General features: G+C 46.3%; 16 protein-coding genes and 2 tRNA genes. 1 reads left to right on the top strand and 17 read right to left on the bottom strand.

Translation table 11 applies throughout. The features are described from left to right. Positions 1 to 376 precede the first annotated feature (376 nt). Genes hemL through hemA form a run of 6 tightly spaced genes read right to left on the bottom strand, consistent with a single transcriptional unit; the run spans position 377 to position 6,595 of the window. The gene (gene hemL / locus H532_RS0102470) at positions 377 to 1,672 is read right to left on the bottom strand and encodes a glutamate-1-semialdehyde 2,1-aminomutase (protein ID WP_027724159.1); all 1,296 of its coding nucleotides are present in this window, start codon (positions 1,670 to 1,672) and stop codon (positions 377 to 379) included. After that, complete coding sequence (hemB, locus tag H532_RS0102465) at positions 1,669 to 2,658, bottom strand: porphobilinogen synthase (RefSeq protein WP_027724158.1); 990 nt, start codon at positions 2,656 to 2,658, stop codon at positions 1,669 to 1,671. Before hemB ends, hemL begins: the two co-directional genes overlap by 4 nt. A 12-nt stretch (positions 2,659 to 2,670) precedes the next feature. After that, entirely contained in the window at positions 2,671 to 3,450 is a 780-nt protein-coding gene (locus H532_RS0102460; RefSeq protein ID WP_027724157.1) for a uroporphyrinogen-III synthase, read from the bottom strand. Further along, entirely contained in the window at positions 3,447 to 4,376 is a 930-nt protein-coding gene (hemC, locus tag H532_RS0102455) for a hydroxymethylbilane synthase (RefSeq protein ID WP_027724156.1), read from the bottom strand. Before hemC ends, H532_RS0102460 begins: the two co-directional genes overlap by 4 nt. 41 nt (positions 4,377 to 4,417) lie before the next feature. Then, positions 4,418 to 5,236: a cytochrome c biogenesis protein CcsA gene (ccsA, locus tag H532_RS0102450; RefSeq protein WP_038111333.1), complete on the bottom strand. Its 819-nt coding sequence runs from the start codon at positions 5,234 to 5,236 to the stop codon at positions 4,418 to 4,420. 12 nt (positions 5,237 to 5,248) lie between these two features. Then, on the bottom strand, positions 5,249 to 6,595 hold the full coding sequence (gene hemA, locus H532_RS0102445) for a glutamyl-tRNA reductase (protein WP_027724154.1): 1,347 nt from the start codon (positions 6,593 to 6,595) through the stop codon (positions 5,249 to 5,251). A 222-nt stretch (positions 6,596 to 6,817) separates the two neighbouring features. Between hemA and H532_RS0102440 the strand changes: the two genes are divergently transcribed. Continuing rightward, positions 6,818 to 7,312 (top strand): LiaI-LiaF-like domain-containing protein, encoded by a 495-nt coding sequence (locus H532_RS0102440; RefSeq protein ID WP_027724153.1) that lies wholly within the window; start codon positions 6,818 to 6,820, stop codon positions 7,310 to 7,312. Positions 7,313 to 7,524: 212 nt separating this feature from the next. On the opposite strand, the gene yihA is transcribed toward H532_RS0102440, so the two are convergent. The 11 genes from yihA to H532_RS0102380 form a co-directional block, all read right to left on the bottom strand. After that, a complete protein-coding gene (gene yihA, locus H532_RS0102435) occupies positions 7,525 to 8,121 on the bottom strand; it encodes a ribosome biogenesis GTP-binding protein YihA/YsxC (protein WP_027724152.1) in 597 nt (198 codons plus the stop codon). Beyond that, a complete protein-coding gene (lon, locus tag H532_RS0102430) occupies positions 8,118 to 10,436 on the bottom strand; it encodes an endopeptidase La (RefSeq protein ID WP_027724151.1) in 2,319 nt (772 codons plus the stop codon). Before lon ends, yihA begins: the two co-directional genes overlap by 4 nt. 161 nt (positions 10,437 to 10,597) lie before the next feature. Continuing rightward, positions 10,598 to 12,265 (bottom strand): ATP-dependent protease LonB, encoded by a 1,668-nt coding sequence (gene lonB / locus H532_RS0102425; RefSeq protein ID WP_027724150.1) that lies wholly within the window; start codon positions 12,263 to 12,265, stop codon positions 10,598 to 10,600. A gap of 331 nt (positions 12,266 to 12,596) precedes the next feature. Further along, positions 12,597 to 13,871 (bottom strand): ATP-dependent protease ATP-binding subunit ClpX, encoded by a 1,275-nt coding sequence (clpX, locus tag H532_RS0102420; protein ID WP_027724149.1) that lies wholly within the window; start codon positions 13,869 to 13,871, stop codon positions 12,597 to 12,599. Positions 13,872 to 14,249: 378 nt separating this feature from the next. Further along, complete coding sequence (gene tig, locus H532_RS0102410; protein ID WP_027724148.1) at positions 14,250 to 15,572, bottom strand: trigger factor; 1,323 nt, start codon at positions 15,570 to 15,572, stop codon at positions 14,250 to 14,252. A gap of 243 nt (positions 15,573 to 15,815) precedes the next feature. Beyond that, on the bottom strand, positions 15,816 to 16,832 hold the full coding sequence (locus H532_RS19385; RefSeq protein WP_027724147.1) for a tetratricopeptide repeat protein: 1,017 nt from the start codon (positions 16,830 to 16,832) through the stop codon (positions 15,816 to 15,818). A 238-nt stretch (positions 16,833 to 17,070) separates the two neighbouring features. After that, a tRNA-Arg gene (locus tag H532_RS0102400) sits at positions 17,071 to 17,147 on the bottom strand. Positions 17,148 to 17,288: 141 nt separating this feature from the next. Further along, positions 17,289 to 17,362: transfer RNA gene (locus tag H532_RS0102395), tRNA-Gly, on the bottom strand. A gap of 189 nt (positions 17,363 to 17,551) precedes the next feature. Next, a complete protein-coding gene (locus H532_RS0102390) occupies positions 17,552 to 18,148 on the bottom strand; it encodes an XTP/dITP diphosphatase (RefSeq protein WP_027724146.1) in 597 nt (198 codons plus the stop codon). Between the two features lie 2 nt (positions 18,149 to 18,150). After that, positions 18,151 to 18,897 (bottom strand): ribonuclease PH, encoded by a 747-nt coding sequence (gene rph, locus H532_RS0102385; protein ID WP_027724145.1) that lies wholly within the window; start codon positions 18,895 to 18,897, stop codon positions 18,151 to 18,153. A gap of 338 nt (positions 18,898 to 19,235) precedes the next feature. Next, positions 19,236 to 20,294, bottom strand: a complete 1,059-nt coding sequence (locus H532_RS0102380) for a GerMN domain-containing protein (protein ID WP_027724144.1) — start codon at positions 20,292 to 20,294, stop codon at positions 19,236 to 19,238. Between the last annotated feature and the right edge of the window lie 260 nt (positions 20,295 to 20,554).

Genomic DNA, 20,554 nt, shown 5'->3' with positions numbered 1-20,554 from the left:
ATTCGCATGCCCGGTTACGCAATGTGTTGCGCGTGTCTATCAGATCTCCCAGGGTAAGCGCACATTCTTCCTCTCCATGTCCCCACTCCATTTACTCTGTATGCCCTTCGGCAGTACGGGCTTTGACTTGTATGGCAGCCTCACCCAAGCACACCTAGCCTTATATGGAGTTCGTGTTCCTTGGGGCGGAGATTTGCCGCCGACTTCCTTCAGATTCCAGGTCACCCTGGACACCCTTGTCTTAAGCTAACGACTACTACTGCCTTCGTCGTTCGGGACTTGAACCCTATAGAACGTGCGCATGCCTGGCGCACCATAAAAAACCTTCCGCATCAAATGATACGGAAGGTGATTAAGAACCCATGTCGTGAGGTATTTAACTTTCGGCATGTATTTGCGAAAAAGCGTATTCCGCCGCTTCGATGGTCGCTTCGATATCTTCCATGGTGTGGGCAGTTGAGAGAAAGAGCCCTTCAAATTGCGACGGCGGAAGGGAAATGCCTTTTTCAAGCATGTACCGGAAATAGCGCTTAAAGTGATCAAGGTTTGCGCTTTTAGCTGTTTCATAATCAACAACGTCTTTATCCGTGAAGAAAATCCCGATCATGGAACCCGCCCGGTTCACGGTCAGCGGGATATCGTTTTTTGCCGCCGCTTCCCGATACCCTTGTTCGAGACGATCGGCTTTTTTCTGGAATTCCTGATAATCTTCCGGTTTTAGTAATGACAACGTCGTGTAGCCCGCCGCCATGGCTAGTGGATTCCCGGAAAGCGTACCGGCTTGGTAAATCGGTCCGCTCGGGGCGATTTGCTCCATGATCTCCCGGCGGCCACCAAAAGCGCCGACGGGAAGGCCTCCGCCGATGACTTTACCAAGACAGGTCAAATCAGGGGTGACGTTGTAAAAACCTTGGGCACAATGATAATCGACGCGAAAGCCGGTCATGACCTCATCAAAAATCAGCAAGGCTCCGTATTCTGTTGTCACTTCTCTCAAACCCTCTAAGAAGCCTGGTTGAGGTGGCACGACGCCCATGTTACCGGCGACCGGTTCCACAATCACGCAGGCAATGTCGTCGCCGAATTGTTCAAATGCCAACTTAACGGCCTCAAGATCATTATATGGGCATGTAATCGTATGGCGGGCGACGCTTTCTGGAACGCCGGGGCTATCCGGCAAACCGAGTGTAGCCACACCGGACCCCGCTTTGATTAAAAGCGAATCGCTATGCCCGTGATAGCTACCTTCAAATTTAATAATTTTATTTCTTCCTGTGAACCCGCGGGCAAGACGCAAAGCGCTTAACGTCGCCTCTGTTCCTGAGTTCACCATACGCACCACTTCGACGGATGGCACGCGGTCGATGACCAATTGCGCCAACTTCGTTTCCAAAACATGCGGGGCACCAAAGCTCGTCCCTTTCTCGGCCGTCTCCTTAATCGCCTTTACCACATGGTCTTCAGCATGGCCTAGAATGAGAGGCCCCCACGAAAGCACATAATCGATGTACATATTGCCGTCTAAATCTTTAACCTTCGAACCTTTGCCTTCCACCATATACACTGGATTCATATCAACGGAACGAAAGGCGCGAACGGGGCTATTTACCCCACCGGGCATGACCCGCTTCGCTTCTTCAAAAGCTTGGATGGAGCGCTCCATCGGTCTCATCGGAATGATTCCTCCCGCAACCATTTTGCCGCATCCTTGGCATGGTAAGTAATGATAATATCGGCACCAGCGCGCTTCATGCTGACGAGCAGTTCCATGACAACGGCTTTTTCATCAATCCAACCGTTTTGCGCAGCCGCCTTCACCATCGCATATTCGCCGCTTACATTATAGACGACAAGCGGCAAATCGAAGTGATTTCTAATGTCACGCACAATATCCAAAAACGAAAGGCCTGGTTTCACCATTAAAAAATCAGCGCCTTCCGCCACATCCGATTCCGCTTCGCGCAGGGCTTCGAGACGGTTGGCAGGGTCCATCTGATACGTTTTTCGGTCGCCGAATTGCGGTGCGCTTTCTGCTGCGTCACGGAATGGCCCGTAAAAACTTGAAGCATATTTTACGGCATAAGACATGATCGGCACATGTTGAAAACCGGCTTCATCTAAGCCTTGGCGAATGGCGGCAACAAAACCATCCATCATATTGGACGGAGCGATGATGTCAGCCCCAGCTTTCGCTTGCGAAACCGCCGTTTTCACCATCAGTTCAAGGCTTTGGTCGTTATCGACATCACCATCAACAATAATGCCGCAATGGCCGTGGTCAGTATATTCGCATACACATGTGTCGGCACAAACGATAAAATCGGGATAGCGTTTCTTAATATGGCGGATCGCTTTTTGAACAATGCCTTCCTCATCATAAGCGGAAGAACCAACCGCATCCTTTTCATCGGGAATGCCAAAGACCATTAGCGCCGGAATGCCAAGTGCATGCACCTCGTCAAGCTCTTCGTCTAGGCGGTCTATTGAATATTGGTATACACCCGGCATGGATGGCACTTCCTTTTTGATGTTCGTGCCTTCTACAGCAAAAATCGGATAGATGAAATCATCAATGGAAAGTTTCGTTTCCCTTACCAGACGGCGCATCGCCGGTGTTTGGCGAAGCCTCCGATGGCGGTCAAAGAATAATTCGGACATAACCGGTCCCTCCTAAAGTGTAGAAGTTTTATAAAAATCCACAATGGCTTCAATCAAGGATTCGGCCGTAAACGTTTTAGGCACCACACGGGGGCATAAGCCCCGTTTGCGCGCGTGGGCGGCACTCACTTTGCCGATGCATGCGACGAGCGCGTTATTCCAGAAATCCTTTAAATCCAAGCCATCCGTTAACGCAAGGAAAAAGTCAATAGCCGATGGGCTGGCGAAAGTGATGACATCGATGCGTCTATTTGTCAGTACATCCGTCAACGCTTCGCGAATGGCCGCATTCAACACCGTTTGATAGACGTCAAGCCGCGTTACTGACATACCGGCTTGATGCAGTTCAGTTTCCAAATCGCTTTTGGCGAGGTTTCCGAGGAGAAGGAGCGCTGTAGCACCTTTTGGCGCCGCTTGCCGGAACGCCTCGGCCAAGCTTTCCGCTGTAAATTCTTTCGGCCATCGTTCAACCTTAAACCCATATGATTCAATCATTTTTGCGGTTTTAAGACCGACAGCGGCAAATTTTGGTGAACGAATCCGGATCCCCCGTGCGTTTATAAGGTCCATAAAAGCCTTTACGCCATTGGCACTTGTAAAGATGAGCCAATCAAAGTCATCGGCCTTTTCTAAAATCGCCCATTCTTTTTCTGAAAGCGGTGCGGGGATTATCTTCATCACAGATCGTATAATGGGCTCTGCCCCATAGGCACGAAGTGTTTCGGCCATTTTTTCGGACGATGTTTTCTCCCGCGTCAATAAAACGGTTTTCCCTTCCAAAGGCAAGGTCATTTTGTTAACCGTACCTTTACGTCTTGCAGAATATCGTCTGCCCCTTGTTGTTTCAGGGCTTGCCCAAGTTTTACGCCAAGTTCAACCGGGTCGTTGCCTGAAAGCCGGTCTTTGATTATGACTTTGCCGTCGGGTGTTGCAACAAGGCCGGTTAATGTCAAGCGGTCGCCGTCGCTTTCACCCAGAGCCGCAATCGGCACTTGGCAACTTCCCTCTAGTTCCCCAAGAAACGCTCGTTCCGCATAAACGACACGGGCGGTCGCTTCATCATGGATCAACGCCAATAGTTCCAACAGCGCTTCATCATCACTGCGGCATTCGATGGCGAGCGCGCCTTGGCCAACCGCTGGCAAAACATCATCCACATGAAGATATTCCGTCACTTTTTCTTCTTTCCAACCCATTCTTTCCAATCCGGCAGCCGCAAGGACAATGGCATCGAATCGCCCTTCCTCCAACTTACGGATGCGCGTATCAATATTTCCCCTGAGCGGTTCGATGCGCAAATCCGGGCGCACATGAAGAAGCTGGGCTTGCCGTCTCAAGCTACTCGTTCCGACAACTGCTCCCTCGGGCAAATCTTTCAGAGAGCGATAGTTTTTAGAAAGCAAAACATCGCGATAATCGGCGCGGGGCGGCACGCAGGCAATCGTTAACCCGCTCGGAATCTCTGACGGAACATCTTTCATGCTGTGAACGGCAAAGTCGATGTCTCGTTCGAGCAAAGCTTTTTCAATTTCTTTTACAAAAAGGCCTTTCCCGCCCACTTTGGAAAGCGTGACATCAAGGATGCGATCTCCTTTTGTGACGATATGTTTTAACTCAAAGTGTACATCCGGGCAGAGCTTCTGGATTTGCTTCATAACCCATTCGGTTTGCATCAAAGCGAGCTGACTCTTCCGCGATCCGACAACGAATTTCGGCATGTTGCTCCTCTTTTCTCTGTTAAATTTTCATCCTACATCTATTACCATAAATGAAAGCCGGTGAAGGATTCTGATAAAAACACATTGATTAAAACGATCAGAAACCCCACAGCATTCCAATAGACTAAAGGCTTCCCAGACACATTTCTTCCCAGTTTTTGATAGATATAAAAGCCATAGACAAAGAGAATGAAAAAAGAGGTTAATACTTTAATATCCAACCAGCTAAAGGCGGATAAAGTGAAAATGGCTCGGTCGATGCCGAGAAAAAGCGAAATGGTTAACAGTGGAAAGCCCGCTAAATTACAAACGAAGGATGCTTGTTCCAATTTTGAAAGACTGCTGAAACGAATGAGACGACGCCCCCATTTTTTCTTTTTCAGCATCGAATACTCCAGCCAATACATGACGGACAAGATAAACGAAGCGAAAAAAGCAGCATAGGCAATAAATGCCATGGTGATATGAATGATTAACAAGTCCGACATGAGCTTTTCACTTAAGACTTGCGAAACCCGGTCATCGGGTCCAAACAATGTCACGGCCATGAGAAAAAAGCCTAGGGCGTTAGCGAAAAGCGAAAAAAATGGCAAGCGGTCAGATCTTGTTAACAATAAAGAAAAGGTAATCATCAACCAAGATAAAAAGAACAGGCCGTCAAGAGGCGTCAGGATAGGAAATTCGCCTGTCACATGCATCTTCTCGTAAAAAATCACATCTTGTAAAAGCCAGACAATAATAAGTAACCAGAAAGCGATGCGTCTCGCTTTCCGGTTATTTTGATAGTAATCCATGAAATAAAAGCATACAGAGGCAGCATAAATGACGATCGTCACATCATAAAGTGCAGTGATTGGCATGGTCGAATCCCCTTATGAACGCGGCCGAGCTTCATTTAAAACGGGACGCTTGCCATAACCCCTTTGTTCGTCATAGGGCATATCTTCTGAAAGTTCTAAATCCAGACCGAAAATATCAATAAAAGTATTTAATAATTGTTTGGCATCCGGGTCAACGGCAAATTCCTTCGCCTTTTGGATTGGCTCACGCAGCATTTGATTCACAATGCTCTTCGTATGCTTACTGATAATCTTGCGTTCCCGTTCCGTTAAGTCGGGCAGCTTGCGTTCCAGACTTTTCATCGTTTCCCTTTGGATTTGCAACGCTTTTTGCCTTAATCCGGCGATAATTGGAACGACACCGAGCGTTCCAACCCATTCGAAAAACCGTCCCACTTGCTCTTCTATCATTTCGGAAATACGAGCGGCCGCTTCTTTACGTTCCTCTAAATTGGTTTGAACAATGCCTTCGAGATCATCAATATCATAGAGAAAGACGCCTTCCAATTCTTGAATGCTTGGATCCACATCTCGTGGAACGGCAATGTCAACGATAAACAACGGTTTCCCTTTACGTTTCTTGACGGCACGCTGAACCGTGGAAGCGGTAATGACAAAATCTTTGGCACCGGTAGAACTGATTAAAATGTCGGTCTCGGCCAAGGCGTTTTCCAATGCGCGGATGTCCTTCGCCACACCATTATAGCGCTCTGCCAGTTCCACGGCTTTTTCATAGGTTCGGTTCATCACGGTAATGTGATCAATGCCGCGGCTTTTCAAATGTGTAGCCGTTAACTCGCCCATTTTCCCAGCACCAAGAACTAAAATGCGCTGATCATCCAGACGGCCAAAGATTTTCTCAGCCAGTTCAACAGCGGCATAGCTCACGGATACCGCGTTATCGTTAATCATCGTCTCCGAATGCGCGCGTTTGGCTACATTTAGCGCTTCCTTAAATAATTCATTAAAAAAGGTCCCTGTAACGCCTAGGGCTTGCGCCTTAAGAAAAGCATCGCGCACTTGTCCGAGGATTTGGGTTTCACCCAAAACAAGGGAATCCAAACCGCAAGCGACATGGAATAAATGGCGGACGGCTTCCTCATTTTCTTTCACAAAAATATAAGGCTGAATGTCTTCCATCTTCTTGTTAAAGTAATTCGCCAAAAAAGCTTTTGTGTAATAACGCCCTGTGTGAATTTGGTCCGAGGCAACATACAATTCTGTCCGGTTGCACGTTGAGACAATTACAGCTTCAAAAATGCTCTTTTGGTTGCGTAGTGCTTTTACTGCCTCGTCCCATTCCGACTCCGGAAATGTCATTTGTTCCCGAATTTCAACAGGGGCCGTTTTGTGATTCACGCCGACCACTATCATATTCATCGCTGTCTACCCCGTTCCTTCCGTTCATTCCAATAGATAGTATATCATGTTTCGTCCCGGGAAACATCCTAAGGATGATTATTTAGAATAATTATTATCAAAGATTTCATCTTCAATCATAAAGAAACACTTGAGTTTTCGCAATGCATATGCTGTCATTATATTAGACAAAAAGTGTGAAATTCACACAAAAGACATAGATAGAGCTTGGAGGGAAACCGGTTGAAAAACCAGAATGCGTTTGTCGGCTTAGCCCTGCTAGGATTCGGCATCTATTTTTTACTTAATCAATGGCACATTCCATTCTTGCAATCGTTTCACAGCTGGCCGACCGTGGTCATCATCATCGGCCTGGCGTTGGCTGTTCAGGCACTAGCAGCAAAAGATTACGGGAATTTATTTCCGGCGGTCATCCTCCTGGGGCTTGGCATTCATTTTCATTTTCGCGATGAATGGCCGTGGTGGCCGGAAGGTTGGGCCGTGTATACCTTTATTTTTGGCCTCGCTTTTCTTGCCCGTTATTATAAAGAGCGCAAAGACGGTCTGGCTATCGGGCTGACGCTTGTTGCGCTATCGCTTTTAAACTTTTTCTATCAAAGCTTCCAATCCTTTACCGCTAGACTTTTCCACCTCATTGGCGATCTTTGGCCCCTACTCTTGATTGCCTTCGGGCTTTATCTGATTTTCGGTCAGAAAGGCGGTAAAAAGAAAAGGTAAAGCCATCACGCTTTACCTTTTGATAACCTTCATATAAATGGATGGTTAAAACAAAGGAGATCGCTTTTCTTGTAGGGAATCAAAAAGCCCATAGGCCCCAACATATCATACCTCATGCATCTCGACGCCTCCGAACACCAACACACAGGCAAATACCATATCATGCGCCACAATGATCCTCATCCTAGAACGGATGATTTACATAAAAACGCTTAAGTCATTTGGTGATCTAGGTATTTTTCAATCTCCTGCCACAATTCCTCTTTCCCCGTACCGTTAAAAGATGAGAAAACAACCAATGGGTCATCGGCGACCATCTGTAATCCTTCACGAATGATTTTTTTATGCTTCTGATGTCGGCCTTTGGAAATTTTGTCGCTTTTGGTTGCTGCCACTATTGTCGGGATCTGAAAATATTTCAGATATTCGTACATTTGAATGTCATCTTTTGAAGGTGGATGGCGGAAATCAACCAACTGAACGACACCGCGAAGATTGCGATTTTCCGTAAAATACGTTTCGAGCATTCGCGCCCAAGCCGCCCTCTCCGATTTGGACACTTGGGCATAGCCGTAACCCGGGACATCAACAAAATAAAAAATGTCGTTAATCAAGTAATAATTCAACGTTTGTGTTTTCCCCGGTTTTTGGGAGGTTCGAGCTAAATTTTTCCGGTTCAACAACGTATTGATCAGAGATGATTTGCCGACATTAGAACGGCCAGCCAAAGCGATTTCCGGCAAATCGCCTTCCGGCCATTGAGAGGGTTTGACGGCGCTCAGGACATATTTTGCACTCGAAATTTTCACCGGGCTTCTCCTCGCAGAGCATGGCGGAGGACCTCGTCGAGATGTTTGACTTTGATAAAGGTCAAATCCTTGCGGACGCTCTCTGGTATATCATCTAAATCGCGGGCGTTTTCTTGAGGAATGATGATCGTTTTCAAACCGGCGCGATGTGCGCTTAATGTTTTTTCCTTTAATCCGCCAATCGCAAGCACCCTCCCGCGAAGCGTAATCTCTCCGGTCATGCCGACTTCTTTTTTCACTGGTCGATTCGTTAATGCCGATACAAGCGCTGTGGCCATGGTGATCCCGGCGGACGGACCATCTTTTGGAACGGCTCCTTCAGGAACATGGATATGAAAATCGTGTTTTTCATGGAAATCTTCCGGTATACCAAGTTCTTTTGCGTGCGCCCGGATATAGCTGAATCCGGCCTGAGCCGATTCTTTCATGACATCGCCAAGTTTTCCGGTGAGCGTCAATTTTCCTTTCCCAGGAAGGACCGATACTTCAATGGACAGCGTGTCACCGCCAAATGGGGTATAAGCCAAACCCGTGGCCACGCCGACTTGATCTTCGGCTTCCGCTTGTCCGTAATGGTAAAGCGGCTTTCCGAGAAATTTTTCGATCGTCCCCGCCGTGATCGTGACGGTTTTTTGCTCGCCGGTGACAATGCGCTTCGCCGCTTTCCGGCACAAGGAGGCAATCCGCCTTTCGAGGTTGCGGACGCCCGCTTCTCTTGTATAACGGCGAATTAAAAATAAGATGGCATCGTTCTGGAAGCGGAGTTGACTTTTTTTCAAACCGTGTTCTTTCAGTTGTCTCGGGATAAGATGGCCAAGGGCGATATGAAGTTTTTCCTCCTCGGTGTAGCCAGCGATCGTGATCATTTCCATTCGGTCCAAAAGCGGTCCGGGAATCGTCGCGGCGTTATTGGCGGTTGTTATAAACATGACTTTGCTTAAGTCGTACGGCTCTTCAATATAATGGTCACTAAAGGTAGCATTTTGTTCCGGGTCGAGCACTTCTAACAGAGCAGCGGCCGGGTCCCCGCGAAAATCATTGGACATTTTATCAATCTCATCCAAAAGAAAAACGGGATTAATGGTTTTCGCTTTTTTCATGCCTTGAATGATGCGCCCCGGCATGGCGCCGACATACGTCCGGCGATGGCCGCGAATTTCTGCTTCATCACGGACACCACCAAGGGAAATGCGGACAAAGTGGCGGTTAAGCGCCTTGGCGACGGACCGGGCTAATGATGTTTTACCCACACCAGGCGGTCCGACAAGGCAGAGGATCGGACCTTTTAGTGATTTCGTTAGCTTCTGAACAGATAAATACTCTAGGACGCGTTCTTTCACTTTATCCAGTCCATAATGCTCTTCATTCAAAATCTTTTCGGCATGGCGAATATCAAGATTGTCGGTCGTCTCCTCTTTCCAAGGCAATTGGATTAACCAGTCGATATAATTGCGAATCACACCGCTTTCAGCCGAGCTCGGCGGCAGTTTATCATAGCGATTCAGTTCTTTGCGCGCTGTTTCCTTCACATGATCCGGCATGGAAGAAGCTTCGATTTTTTCTCTAAGCGCTTCGACTTCGCTCTCTTTCGTTTCCTTTTCGCCGAGTTCTTTCTGGATGGCTTTCATCTGTTCCCGCAAATAATATTCTTTTTGCGAGCGCTCCATCGATTTTTTGACTTGCTGCCCAATCTTTTTCTCAAGGCCAAGGACTTCTTGTTCATCACTTAAAATTTGAATGAGTTTATTCAGGCGTTCTTTGATGTCCAACAATTCCAATAGCCCTTGCTTCTCCTTTATCATTAAAGGGAGATGGGAGCTAATGACATCAGCAAGCCGTCCGGGCTCGTCAATGTCTTGGACAGAGGCCAAGGTTTCGGGCGTCACTTTTTTGCTTAGTTTAATATATTCAGCAAATTGATCGACCGCAGCGCGCATCAATGCTTTGGTTTCCAAATCGAAGTCCGACACTTCTTCTAGGATCGTGACGTCGGCTTCATAATATGGTTCTTTCTTGGTATAGCGCTCAATTTTCGCTCGCTTTTCACCTTCGACCAAAATGCGGATCGTCCCGTTCGGTAGCTTTAGCATTTGTTTGACGCTAGAGATCGTTCCCATTTCAAAAATATCTTCAGGTTTTGGAGATTCCACCGCAACTTCTTTTTGCGCCACAAGGAGGATTTTGTGATCATCTACCATGACGGCCTCCAACGCCTCAACGGACTTTTCGCGCCCAACGTCTAAGTGCATGACGACCGTTGGGTAAACGATTAAGCCGCGCAGAGGAAGCACAGGGATTCTTCGCTTTTCACTCACTTAACCACCTCCATGAGCGGATGATTATGTATGTCATTCATTCATAATTTTACATGACCTTCGCGCTCGGTCTCACGCAAAATCATACCATTGGAGGAAAACAATCGTCCAGCCTGGACTATTAAAAATGGTTAGTTAACCCGTGACAGGCGTAACACCTGTCACACGGGTTGTATCGGGGCTTGCGTCATGGCTGGGACCGATTGATCATCTGACAGCCAGTCCGGTTCTTGCAAAGCGATTTTGAAAACTTCGCTCAGTTTTTTTACCGGAATGATTTCGATATCCTTTATTTCATTCAACAGGGCTTGTCGATTTTCTTCAGGAATGATCACCCGCTTCGCCCCTGCTTCTTTTGCTGCTTCAATTTTGGCGATCACCCCGCCGATTGGCTTAACAGCTCCGTGGATCGATAATTCTCCGGTCATTGCGACGTAGGGATCCACCGGGATATTCTTAATGGCGGAATATACGGCTGTAGCGATGGCAATGCCAGCCGACGGACCGTCAACCGGTGCGCCTCCCGGAAAATTAATATGAATGTGATACTGATGGGCACGCGTCCCCATTTGGTTGAGAACGGTCAGAACATTTTCCACCGAACTTTTGACAAGGCTTTTCCGCCGGATCGATTTGCCGGAGTTACCTAACGTCTCTTCTTCAACAATACCCGTAATCGTCAAGCTGCCCCGTTTTGCCCGAACGGCGGTGACCTCTATTTCCAACAAGGCACCGCGATTCGGTCCATAAACGGCTAAACCGTTGACTAGGCCGACAACCGGCTCTTGGTGCACCTTTTTTTCCTGACGGGGTTGTAACTGACTGGCATAAATCACCCATTCAATGTCTTCCAAACGAATTTCTTGACGATTTTTCGATATAGCCAAGCCTGCGGCGATTTGCATCATATTCACGGCTTCTCGGCCGTTACGGGCATATTCGGCAATTTTATGTATGCCTTCATCCCCAATCGTCAACTGCAGTTTGTCGGCAGCCCTTTTGGCAATCACTTCAATGTCTTTGGCTTTCAATTCATTAAAATACACTTCCAGACAGCGCGAACGGATGGCTGGTGGAATTTCCTCAGGTGACCGGGTGGTTGCCCCGACGAGTCGAAAATCAGCGGGTAAACCATTTTGAAAAATGTCATGGATGTGCGGGGGAATTTGCGTATTTTCTTCGCTATAATAGGCGCTTTCCAAGAAAACTTTGCGGTCTTCCAACACTTTGAGCAGCTTGTTCATTTGAATGGGATGGAGTTCACCGATTTCATCGATAAAAAGAATGCCACCATGTGCGTGGGTGACGGCACCTTGTTTCGGCTGCGGGATGCCTGCTTGTCCCATCGCTCCCGCTCCTTGATAAATCGGGTCATGGACACTGCCGATTAATGGGTCGGCAATGCCGCGTTCATCGAACCGAGCTGTCGTGGCATCGAGCTCGATAAACACCGACGATTTTTTAAATGGAGAAAGCGGATTGCGTTTAGCTTCTTCCAAGACGAGGCGTGCGGCGGCCGTTTTCCCCACACCTGGTGGGCCGTAAATTAAGACATGTTGCGGGTTCGGTCCGCACAGCGCCGCTCTTAACGTTTGAATCCCATCGTTCTGACCGACGATGTCATCCATCGAAGTCGGACGGACTTTTTCCGCAAGCGGTTCGGTTAAAGAAATGCTACGCATTTTCCGCAGGTTTTCCAATTCCTTTTTCGATTCTTTGTCAATAGAGGCCTTCTGCGATTGCTGGCTGCGAAGCAAATTCCAGAAGTACAAGCCAATGATGACGCCGAAGAATAGTTGCACGAAAATCACGAGCGATGTCCAATTCATTCCTTTAACCCCCCTGAATGTTTGCTTCCATTGGTTAGTATCTCCTGGCCCTATCTCTAGTAAACGGCAGGAGGGGTTAGGGAATGAATGGTAATCCCCCACTAAAGAGAAAGGCGAATGATCCGAGGTAGGAAAACTTTTTTTAAAGAAAACGCGGGTCTTTTATCCTTTTTAAGCGCAGCAAGAGCCTTCGTTTGACTTATGCTTACCTGTAAATATTTACTTTCTTACCAGAATAAAAAAGGTTGACTCATGAGGCAAATATCCCTGATGCCCAGGTCATCCCTCTTAAGTCAACCTCTCATGTCATGACTCACTATGCAAAGATTGGTCAGGCGCTTTCTTTCGGCTTTTCGTTATTTTTGATCACGGTGCCGTCATCCATAATCAGTGTCGGTGCGACTTTGTCTGTCACGGTTTCCTTCGTGATGATGCATTTTTCCACATCATCTCGTGAAGGTAGTTCAAACATGACATCGAGCATAATCGTCTCGATGATGGAACGCAATCCGCGGGCGCCGGTTTTTCGTTCAATGGCTTGTTTGGCGATCTCGCGGAGCGCTTCGTCGGTAAATTCGAGATCCACACCATCAAGCTCTAATAACTTTTGATATTGTTTGACCAATGCATTTTTCGGTTTTGTCAAAATATCAACAAGCGCATCTTCATCTAATTGATCCAATGTTGTCACAACGGGTAAACGGCCAATAAACTCGGGAATCAAGCCGAATTTCAATAAGTCTTCGGGGAGCACTTGTTTGAGGTACTCGTCTTTTTCCAGTTCTTTCTTGCTTCTTACATCTTGGCCGAATCCGATCACTTTCTTACCAAGGCGGCGTTTAATTATTTGTTCAATGCCATCAAAGGCACCGCCGCAGATAAACAAGATATTCGTCGTGTCGATTTGAATGAATTCTTGATGCGGGTGTTTTCTTCCGCCTTGTGGTGGGACGCTGGCGACCGTTCCCTCAAGAATTTTCAGCAAGGCTTGCTGAACCCCTTCACCGGAAACGTCACGTGTAATCGAGGGGTTCTCGGATTTGCGAGCAATTTTGTCGATTTCATCGATATAAATAATGCCTTTCTCGGCTTTTTCCACATCGTAATCGGCGGATTGGATCAGTTTAAGCAAAATGTTCTCCACATCTTCACCGACATAACCGGCTTCGGTTAATGATGTCGCATCAGCAATCGCAAACGGGACATTTAATATTCTAGCAAGTGTTTGCGCGAGCAACGTTTTCCCGCTTCCCGTCGGTCCAATCATGACGATATTGCTCTTGGCAATTTCTACATCATCATTCTTGTGCTTGGCGTTGATGCGTTTATAGTGGTTATAAACAGCAACGGAAAGGCTTTTTTTCGCGCGATCTTGCCCGATCACATAATCATCGAGGATGTCACAGATTTCTTGTGGTTTTGGCACATCCTTAAATTCGACTTCCTCATCGACACCAAGCTCTTCCTCTACGATTTCGGTACAAAGCTCGATGCATTCATCACAAATATATACACCTGGTCCGGCAACCAGTTTCCGAACTTGATCTTGCGTTTTTCCGCAGAAGGAACATTTCAATTGACCTTTTTCGTCATTAAATTTGAACATTATTTCACCCCTAATTTCTGTCTTTGAAAGCACGGGCAGAAAAGAGCGAAAAAACTTTACATTGTAAAGCGTGATCGTTAAACCTTTTCAACCGATGATTCAGCGACATAAGACAGCGCGATGGTCTGTCATGTCTTTACTATAGAATAACCATAATCGCGCAACAGTTCAAATAATATACACGGCGGGAAATGATAACTTTTTATGTAAAACAGCCCTTTTGGGAGGCCTCCCTTAACGTAAGGATATGTATATGGTATATAAAATACACTTTTTTTTGATTTTAATCAAAACCCGGGAACGAAATAAATTTCGACAAAAAATTCTGCATAAAGGTAATGAATGGGAGCCGCTAAAAGCCGCTCCCTGATGCTTGATTTACGCTTCTTTAATTTCTTCGGCAGGAACTTCAACCCCGTGGTCAACAAGAAAATCAATGGCCTTGCGGATTCTAAGGTCTTCTTTAATCGCTTTCGTTCCGCCTTGCATGTTAATCAATTGTTTCACTTGGTCAACGGGCATTTTAAAATTCTCTGCGGTTTTCTTAATATCTTCTTCGACTTCCTCATCCGTGACTTCGATGTTTTCGGCATCTGCCACCGCTTCGAGGGTGAGATTTGCTTTGACGCGTTTTTCCGCAGATTCACGCAATTCTTCTCTCAACCCTTTTTCATCGGTTCCAGAGAATTGATAATACATATCCATCGTTAAGCCTTGGGAAGCCATTTGCTGCCTTACTTCCCCAACCATGCGATCGATTTCTCGTTCAATCATGGCTTGAGGAATGTCCACTTCGGCATTTTCCGCAGCTTGTTCAACAACGGCATCGCGTCTGTTGTTCAGTGCTGTCGTTTCCCTTTGCTCTTTTAGTTGATTTTTAATTTTTTCTTTCAGCTGGTCTAAGGTTTCAACCTCTTCGTCCACATCTTTAGCGAATTCATCATCGAGTTCCGGTAACTGTTTTACTTTCACTTCGTGCACTTTCACTTTGAAAGTAGCTGGCTTACCTTGTAATTCTTCGGCATGATACGATTCAGGGAATGTCACTTCGATTTCTTTTTCTTCCCCAGCTTTCATTCCGATCAGTTGTTCTTCAAACCCCGGAATGAAGGTGTTGGAGCCGATTTCAAGCGAATAATTTTCTCCCTTACCGCCATCAAACGGTTTTCCATCGATAAAGCCTTCGAAATCGATAACGACCGTATCACCGTTCTCGACAGCACCGTCTTCTTTTACAGCGAGTTCCGCATAGCGTTCACGAAGCCGATTGAGTTGATCATTCACATCCTCATCAGTGACTTCTACGTTTTGCTGCTCCATTTTAAGCCCTTTGTATTCACCGAGCTTAACTTCTGGTTTTACGGTGACTTCAGCTTTAAAAATGACTTCGCTACCTTTTTCGATCTTTTCGATATCGATGGTCGGTTGATCGACCGGAAAAATACCGGTTTCATCTACCGCTTTAGCATAAGCTTCCGGCAGAATAATGTCGACAGCATCTTGATAAAGCGCCTCCACGCCAAAACGCTTTTCAAAAATCGGGCGAGGCACTTTGCCTTTGCGGAACCCCGGTAGGTTCACTTTTTTAACAACTTTCTTGAACGCTTGGTCAAGCGCTTTATTGAAGCTCTCGGCGTCTACTTCAAAAGTTAAGACACCTTGATTTCCCTCTTTTTTCTCCCAATGTGCTTTTACATCCATTTAGTCTTACCTCCAACAACGATCTTCATACTTATAAGAGAGAGGCGCCATTCAAATGAAAGGTCATTTTTTCACGGCGCTTCTCTTATAGAAAATTTTTTATAAGAAAAGCGTATGGATCATACCGCCATCTTATCAATACAGGACTATGCAACCACTACATTATAACATAAACAACGTGAATGCAAAATTGGCTGCACAAAAAAAACGATATTTTCTATCCATCGTGCACCAAACCATCCCTCAAGATGATGACTGAGGCGCCTCAACCGCTTCCAATTGCGACAGGGCTGGCTGAACCTCTGATAGGGTAAGCCCGAAAGCCTGATGCAATCGAGCGTCCGTCACGGTTTCTCCATTCATACGGTGAACAAGGGTATAGCATGCGGCCGCCCAAGTGGTCGCTTCATCAGCGACCAATGGTAGGGGATACATCGTTAAAATAAAATGTCCCCAAAGTTCACTCGCTTGATCAAGGAGTGATGGGCTTTCAGACCCTAGGACATCACGGATTTTTTTAAGCACTTGCTCAGACAACCCTTCATAAAATAAAGGTTCACCTAAATGAACTTTAACGATCTGACCGAATTTCTCAACTTCGACCGTCTTCTGAATACCTCGTTCCTTTAAGTCTCCGAGCATCATGCTCTTCAATAACGGGTCTCCGTTAGGATTGGCAAAGAAACTTGTATAAAGAGGCAGAACTTCCTCATCCTTTAGACGACGCGCCTGATGAAAAGCCCGCCACTGCTGGTCTCTATTTTTGTTAGACAAGGCTTCCGAAAGATCAGCCTGCCCGTGATTATCCCGTTCATCATGTGAAGGTAGCGGGATTTCATTCATTCTTCGTTTGGCAAATTCCCCTAAATGCTTGAGATTTCGCCGTTCTTCAGGCAGAAACTTGCTTTCTTCCAAAACCATCTCGACCATATCACAAACGGCTTGATATTTCTTCTGATAGATTAAAACAGTTAAATGAAGCTTCAAAACATCAAAATAGTCACCAACACCCCGTTCGAGCATCTCTTTCGTCAGAGATTCAGCTCGGTCGAGGCGTCCGAGCTCAACACTACAAACCGCAAGACCATATGCGGCTTGTGGGTTATCACGGTCAAATTCTGCCAACTGTTTGAACAATTGAAACGCTTGTTGGTATTGTTTCGATTGAAGCGCAAGAATGGCTTTTTCTGATAATAACTCGGCTAAGCGCGGAAAGGGTATGATCATTCCGTCCTTTTCATTTGGCCGTTGATCGCTCACATTAGGCCCCCATTTCAAAAACCTTTCTCGTTCTCCAGTGTAACAGTTTCACCGCTTAAAGACAATTTTCCCTTTTATTTTTCATGTGACATGTGTCAGTTCTTATGAAAAAAATACGTTGACCGAACATCTAAACTTTTAGTTTAAACAAAAAAACAGAAAAACGCTCGCAAACCTGTTTCGTTCAACGGTTTCGAGCGTGATTGGTTGTTTTCGCTTTTTCAAGAAATTAATAGAATGGCGTCCCAGGAGGGATTCGAACCCCCGACCGACGGCTTAGAAGGCCGTTGCTCTATCCTGCTGAGCTACTGGGACATGGACGTTGTTTGAAAAGTTCATCGTGCGTTTGGACGAACCGCCGTTGCCGTAACTTAACACCAGTTACTTCTCGTATTAAACCCAACGCATGCGGCGAATGGAATTTACCTTCAAAATAAAAAAAGACAACGCATATTATGGAGCGGGTGATGGGAATCGAACCCACGACTAGAGCTTGGGAAGCTCTTGTTTTACCATTAAACTACACCCGCATGTCTAACGACAATGTTTAATATAACTGATATTAGTGCCGTTGTCAATATGAAATTTGAAATGGTGTCGAACGTATGTCAACTTGTCATATAGGGAAGGCCTAAAGACAAATTTTCCTCTTGCACTAACGATCATCCTTTTTATCGCTGTCATTGGGTAAACCGGCGGGAATACCCGCCGGCTGTCAACTAACCTAGCAGTTCAGGCAGTAACTTTTCTAATTTTTTTAAAGCACGAGCCCGATGACTGATCGCGTTTTTTTCATCTGAAGTTAACTCCGCAAAGGTTTTATTCATTTCCGGGATATAAAAAATGGGATCATAACCAAAGCCCCCTTCACCCCTTGGCGCGGTTGTAATGAGACCGCGGCATTCTCCTTCCGCAAATACGGTTTCGGAACCGGGGCGACTGACAGCAAGCACACAGACAAAGCGCGCGCTTCGCTCATTCATGGGCACATCCTCTAACTCCTTGAGCACTTTTTCAATGTTTTTTCGATCGTCTTTCTCCTCACCGGCATATCGGGCGGAATAAATGCCCGGCCGTCCACCTAAGGCATCGATCGCCAATCCTGAATCATCCGCAATCGCAAGACACTGGTAACGCTCGGCAATGGTTTCCGCTTTAAGCCGCGCATTTTCTTGAAACGTTGCACCAGTCTCCTCAACATTGGGAGCATCTGGCAGATCATTCAATGACAGAACTTCTGTGCCATAAGGGGCAAGCATCTTGCGAAATTCTTTAATTTTTCCTTCGTTTTTTGAGGCAATCAACACTTTTTTCATGGTTAATCCTCCCGAGAATCAGGAAGCGTAAATGCGCCGATAATTTTTTTCTGATAATCAATTAACTCCGAAATGCCCTTTTTTCCCAAAGCGAGAAGTTCAGCCAACTGAGCCTCAGAGAAAGTGGCTTCCTCCCCTGTCCCCTGCAGTTCAACGAAGTCACCTCTACCGGTCATGACAATATTCATGTCGACTTCGGCCGTTGAGTCTTCTTCATAATTCAAGTCTAATATGGCGCCATGGTCGGGATGAATGCCAACCGAAGTGGCCGCAAGAAATGTTTTCACAGGCATCGTATCCACAAGGCGATCTTCAACGGCTTTTTTAAAAGCTAAAACCATAGCCACAAATGCACCCGTGATGGAGGCGGTTCGCGTCCCGCCATCGGCTTGAATGACATCGCAGTCGATCCAAATCGTCCGTTCGCCGATCGCATTTAAATCGACGACAGACCGGAGCGCCCGCCCAATGAGGCGTTGGATTTCCATTGTTCGTCCGGAAACACGGCCTTTACTTGACTCACGCGTGTTTCTTTGGGGGGTTGCCCTTGGGAGCATGGCGTATTCGGCGGTAATCCAGCCTTTCCCTTGACCGCGCATAAACGGGGGCACACGATCTTCTATCGTTGCCGTGCAGATTACCTTTGTTTGGCCGACTGAAATCAATACTGACCCCTCAGGGTGTATCGTAAAATTTGGTTCAATATGTACAGGTCTTAATTCGTCATGTTTTCTTCCGTCTTGTCTCATACCCATCCTCCCTAATAGGACCATATTCTCCCGCCAGGTCTATTTTTAAACCGGAAGCCCTGACTGACCAATTTAAAAGAGGTAGCCTCAGCTACCTCTTTTAACTATAACATATTTATATCGGCTTCGCTTGTCACTTCCCTTATCATCCCAAAGCAAGAAACCCCCACTTCCTTGCGAAAGCATCGACCGTGAAACGGTGCTCGCCGTGGGAGAACATCCTAAAACCTTGCCACTTCTTAGGATGGCGCTATGGGGGATGTTTACTTCCAATGGTTTAACTTTTAGCACGGATCCATACCATTGGTCTTCGAGATTTCGGTCAAGACGTTTCGAACCTAAATCCCAACTTGATTGACAATTGGTTTGGTTACAGGTTCAGTTAAGGCCTTGCCGTTGTCAAGCGTCATTTCTGCCTTTCCTTTCACTTCAACCGCTACTTTTTTGATGCCGTCGGTGCCGATCAGTGATAAGGCTAAACAATTAACGGCTTTGTCACTTACAACTCTTTTCTTTGGATCATTAAATAATTGTTCATTGAAATTCAGTGTCACGATGCCATCTTTCACAACGGGTTCATCGACTAATGCGGCATCGGTATTAAAAGGCGACTCAAGGGAAGCATCGCTAACAGGCGGATGAATTAGCGCATCAACTTTTGCGCTTAGCATATCCTTAGTAGCGTCGATCCGTCGGGTAACAGGGACATAATACGTATCGCCGCTATCGTTTTGCGATAAATAATAAATGGTGACTGAGTCACTTGCCCTCAGATCAACAACATTGCCAAGGGTGACATTAATGCCGTCCTTCCGGGATAATCCGTCCGGTGCGATTGGCGTTTTAGCTACCGGCATTTGGTTTAGCATTTTGCCGTTCAAGCTGAGTTTGACGTGATCGATCGTATCGAATTGCGTTAATGTCCAAGTGATGGCCTCCATGATTTGTTCTTCTTGACTGGCCTTATAATTGGCAAATTCCTTTGAGAAGTCAACGGTTGCCACACCATCTGCTAAATTAACGGTAAATGTTGTTCCAGCTGGGAGGACAGCTTGAAAACCGTCCGGTAAAAGCTCTTCTACAGGCCCGTCCTTGACGAGATATTTTAAGACATCCGTCGCCGGGGAGGGCGTATTCGGCAATGCAAAAGTTTGCGGCGTGACATGCCCGTTTTGGTCAATCAGGTAAAGCTCACGATTCACTGTTTTTGCCTTTTTTTGATCGGTGGATTGGGTCGCGGCCGTTTTCGCTTGATCCTTATCCTTTTGGACAGCCTTTTGGTGGCTTGGAGGCGGATTAATATTGGATCCCGACTGCTTCTCGACTCCGCAACCGACAAGCGGAATCATGGCGGCAATCGCGAAAATGGAAAATGTCGACGCCAGCCGTTTTCCCATGTTTTTCCCTCCTCTGATGGTTTGTACTAATATGTATACGAGCCTCCATATAATTTAGACCAACCAATCCAAACCTCTGCATAAAAATGTCCGGGCGTCTTGTTGCCCATCATTTATTTTTTTGTAACGGATACTCTGCTCTTATAAAAGCAGGTTGAACTTTTACACCTCGCTTGCAAGGATCATAGCACGCCATCTGAAAGTTATTCCTTCCATTTTTCGAAATTAAAAAGCCGTCCCAAAAGTCCTCGAAGGAACTT

The sequence above is a fragment of the Tuberibacillus calidus DSM 17572 genome, from assembly GCF_000430685.1.
GTDB lineage: Bacteria > Bacillota > Bacilli > Bacillales > Sporolactobacillaceae > Tuberibacillus > Tuberibacillus calidus.
This window is presented reverse-complemented; position numbering and strand designations above follow the sequence as displayed.

Excerpts from the sequence above, each read along its gene's own strand:
- hemC (WP_027724156.1), bottom strand. The coding sequence starts at position 4,376 with ATGCCGAAATTCGTTGTCGGATCGCGGAAGAGTCAGCTCGCTTTGATG.
- rph (WP_027724145.1), bottom strand. The coding sequence starts at position 18,897 with ATGAGACAAGACGGAAGAAAACATGACGAATTAAGACCTGTACATATT.
- hemB (WP_027724158.1), bottom strand. The coding sequence starts at position 2,658 with ATGTCCGAATTATTCTTTGACCGCCATCGGAGGCTTCGCCAAACACCG.
- clpX (WP_027724149.1), bottom strand. The coding sequence starts at position 13,871 with ATGTTCAAATTTAATGACGAAAAAGGTCAATTGAAATGTTCCTTCTGC.
- hemL (WP_027724159.1), bottom strand. The coding sequence starts at position 1,672 with ATGAGACCGATGGAGCGCTCCATCCAAGCTTTTGAAGAAGCGAAGCGG.
- hemA (WP_027724154.1), bottom strand. The coding sequence starts at position 6,595 with ATGAATATGATAGTGGTCGGCGTGAATCACAAAACGGCCCCTGTTGAA.
- H532_RS0102390 (WP_027724146.1), bottom strand. The coding sequence starts at position 18,148 with ATGAAAAAAGTGTTGATTGCCTCAAAAAACGAAGGAAAAATTAAAGAA.
- lonB (WP_027724150.1), bottom strand. The coding sequence starts at position 12,265 with ATGAATTGGACATCGCTCGTGATTTTCGTGCAACTATTCTTCGGCGTC.
- H532_RS0102380 (WP_027724144.1), bottom strand. The coding sequence starts at position 20,294 with ATGGGAAAACGGCTGGCGTCGACATTTTCCATTTTCGCGATTGCCGCC.
- ccsA (WP_038111333.1), bottom strand. The coding sequence starts at position 5,236 with ATGCCAATCACTGCACTTTATGATGTGACGATCGTCATTTATGCTGCC.
- tig (WP_027724148.1), bottom strand. The coding sequence starts at position 15,572 with ATGGATGTAAAAGCACATTGGGAGAAAAAAGAGGGAAATCAAGGTGTC.
- H532_RS0102460 (WP_027724157.1), bottom strand. The coding sequence starts at position 3,450 with ATGACCTTGCCTTTGGAAGGGAAAACCGTTTTATTGACGCGGGAGAAA.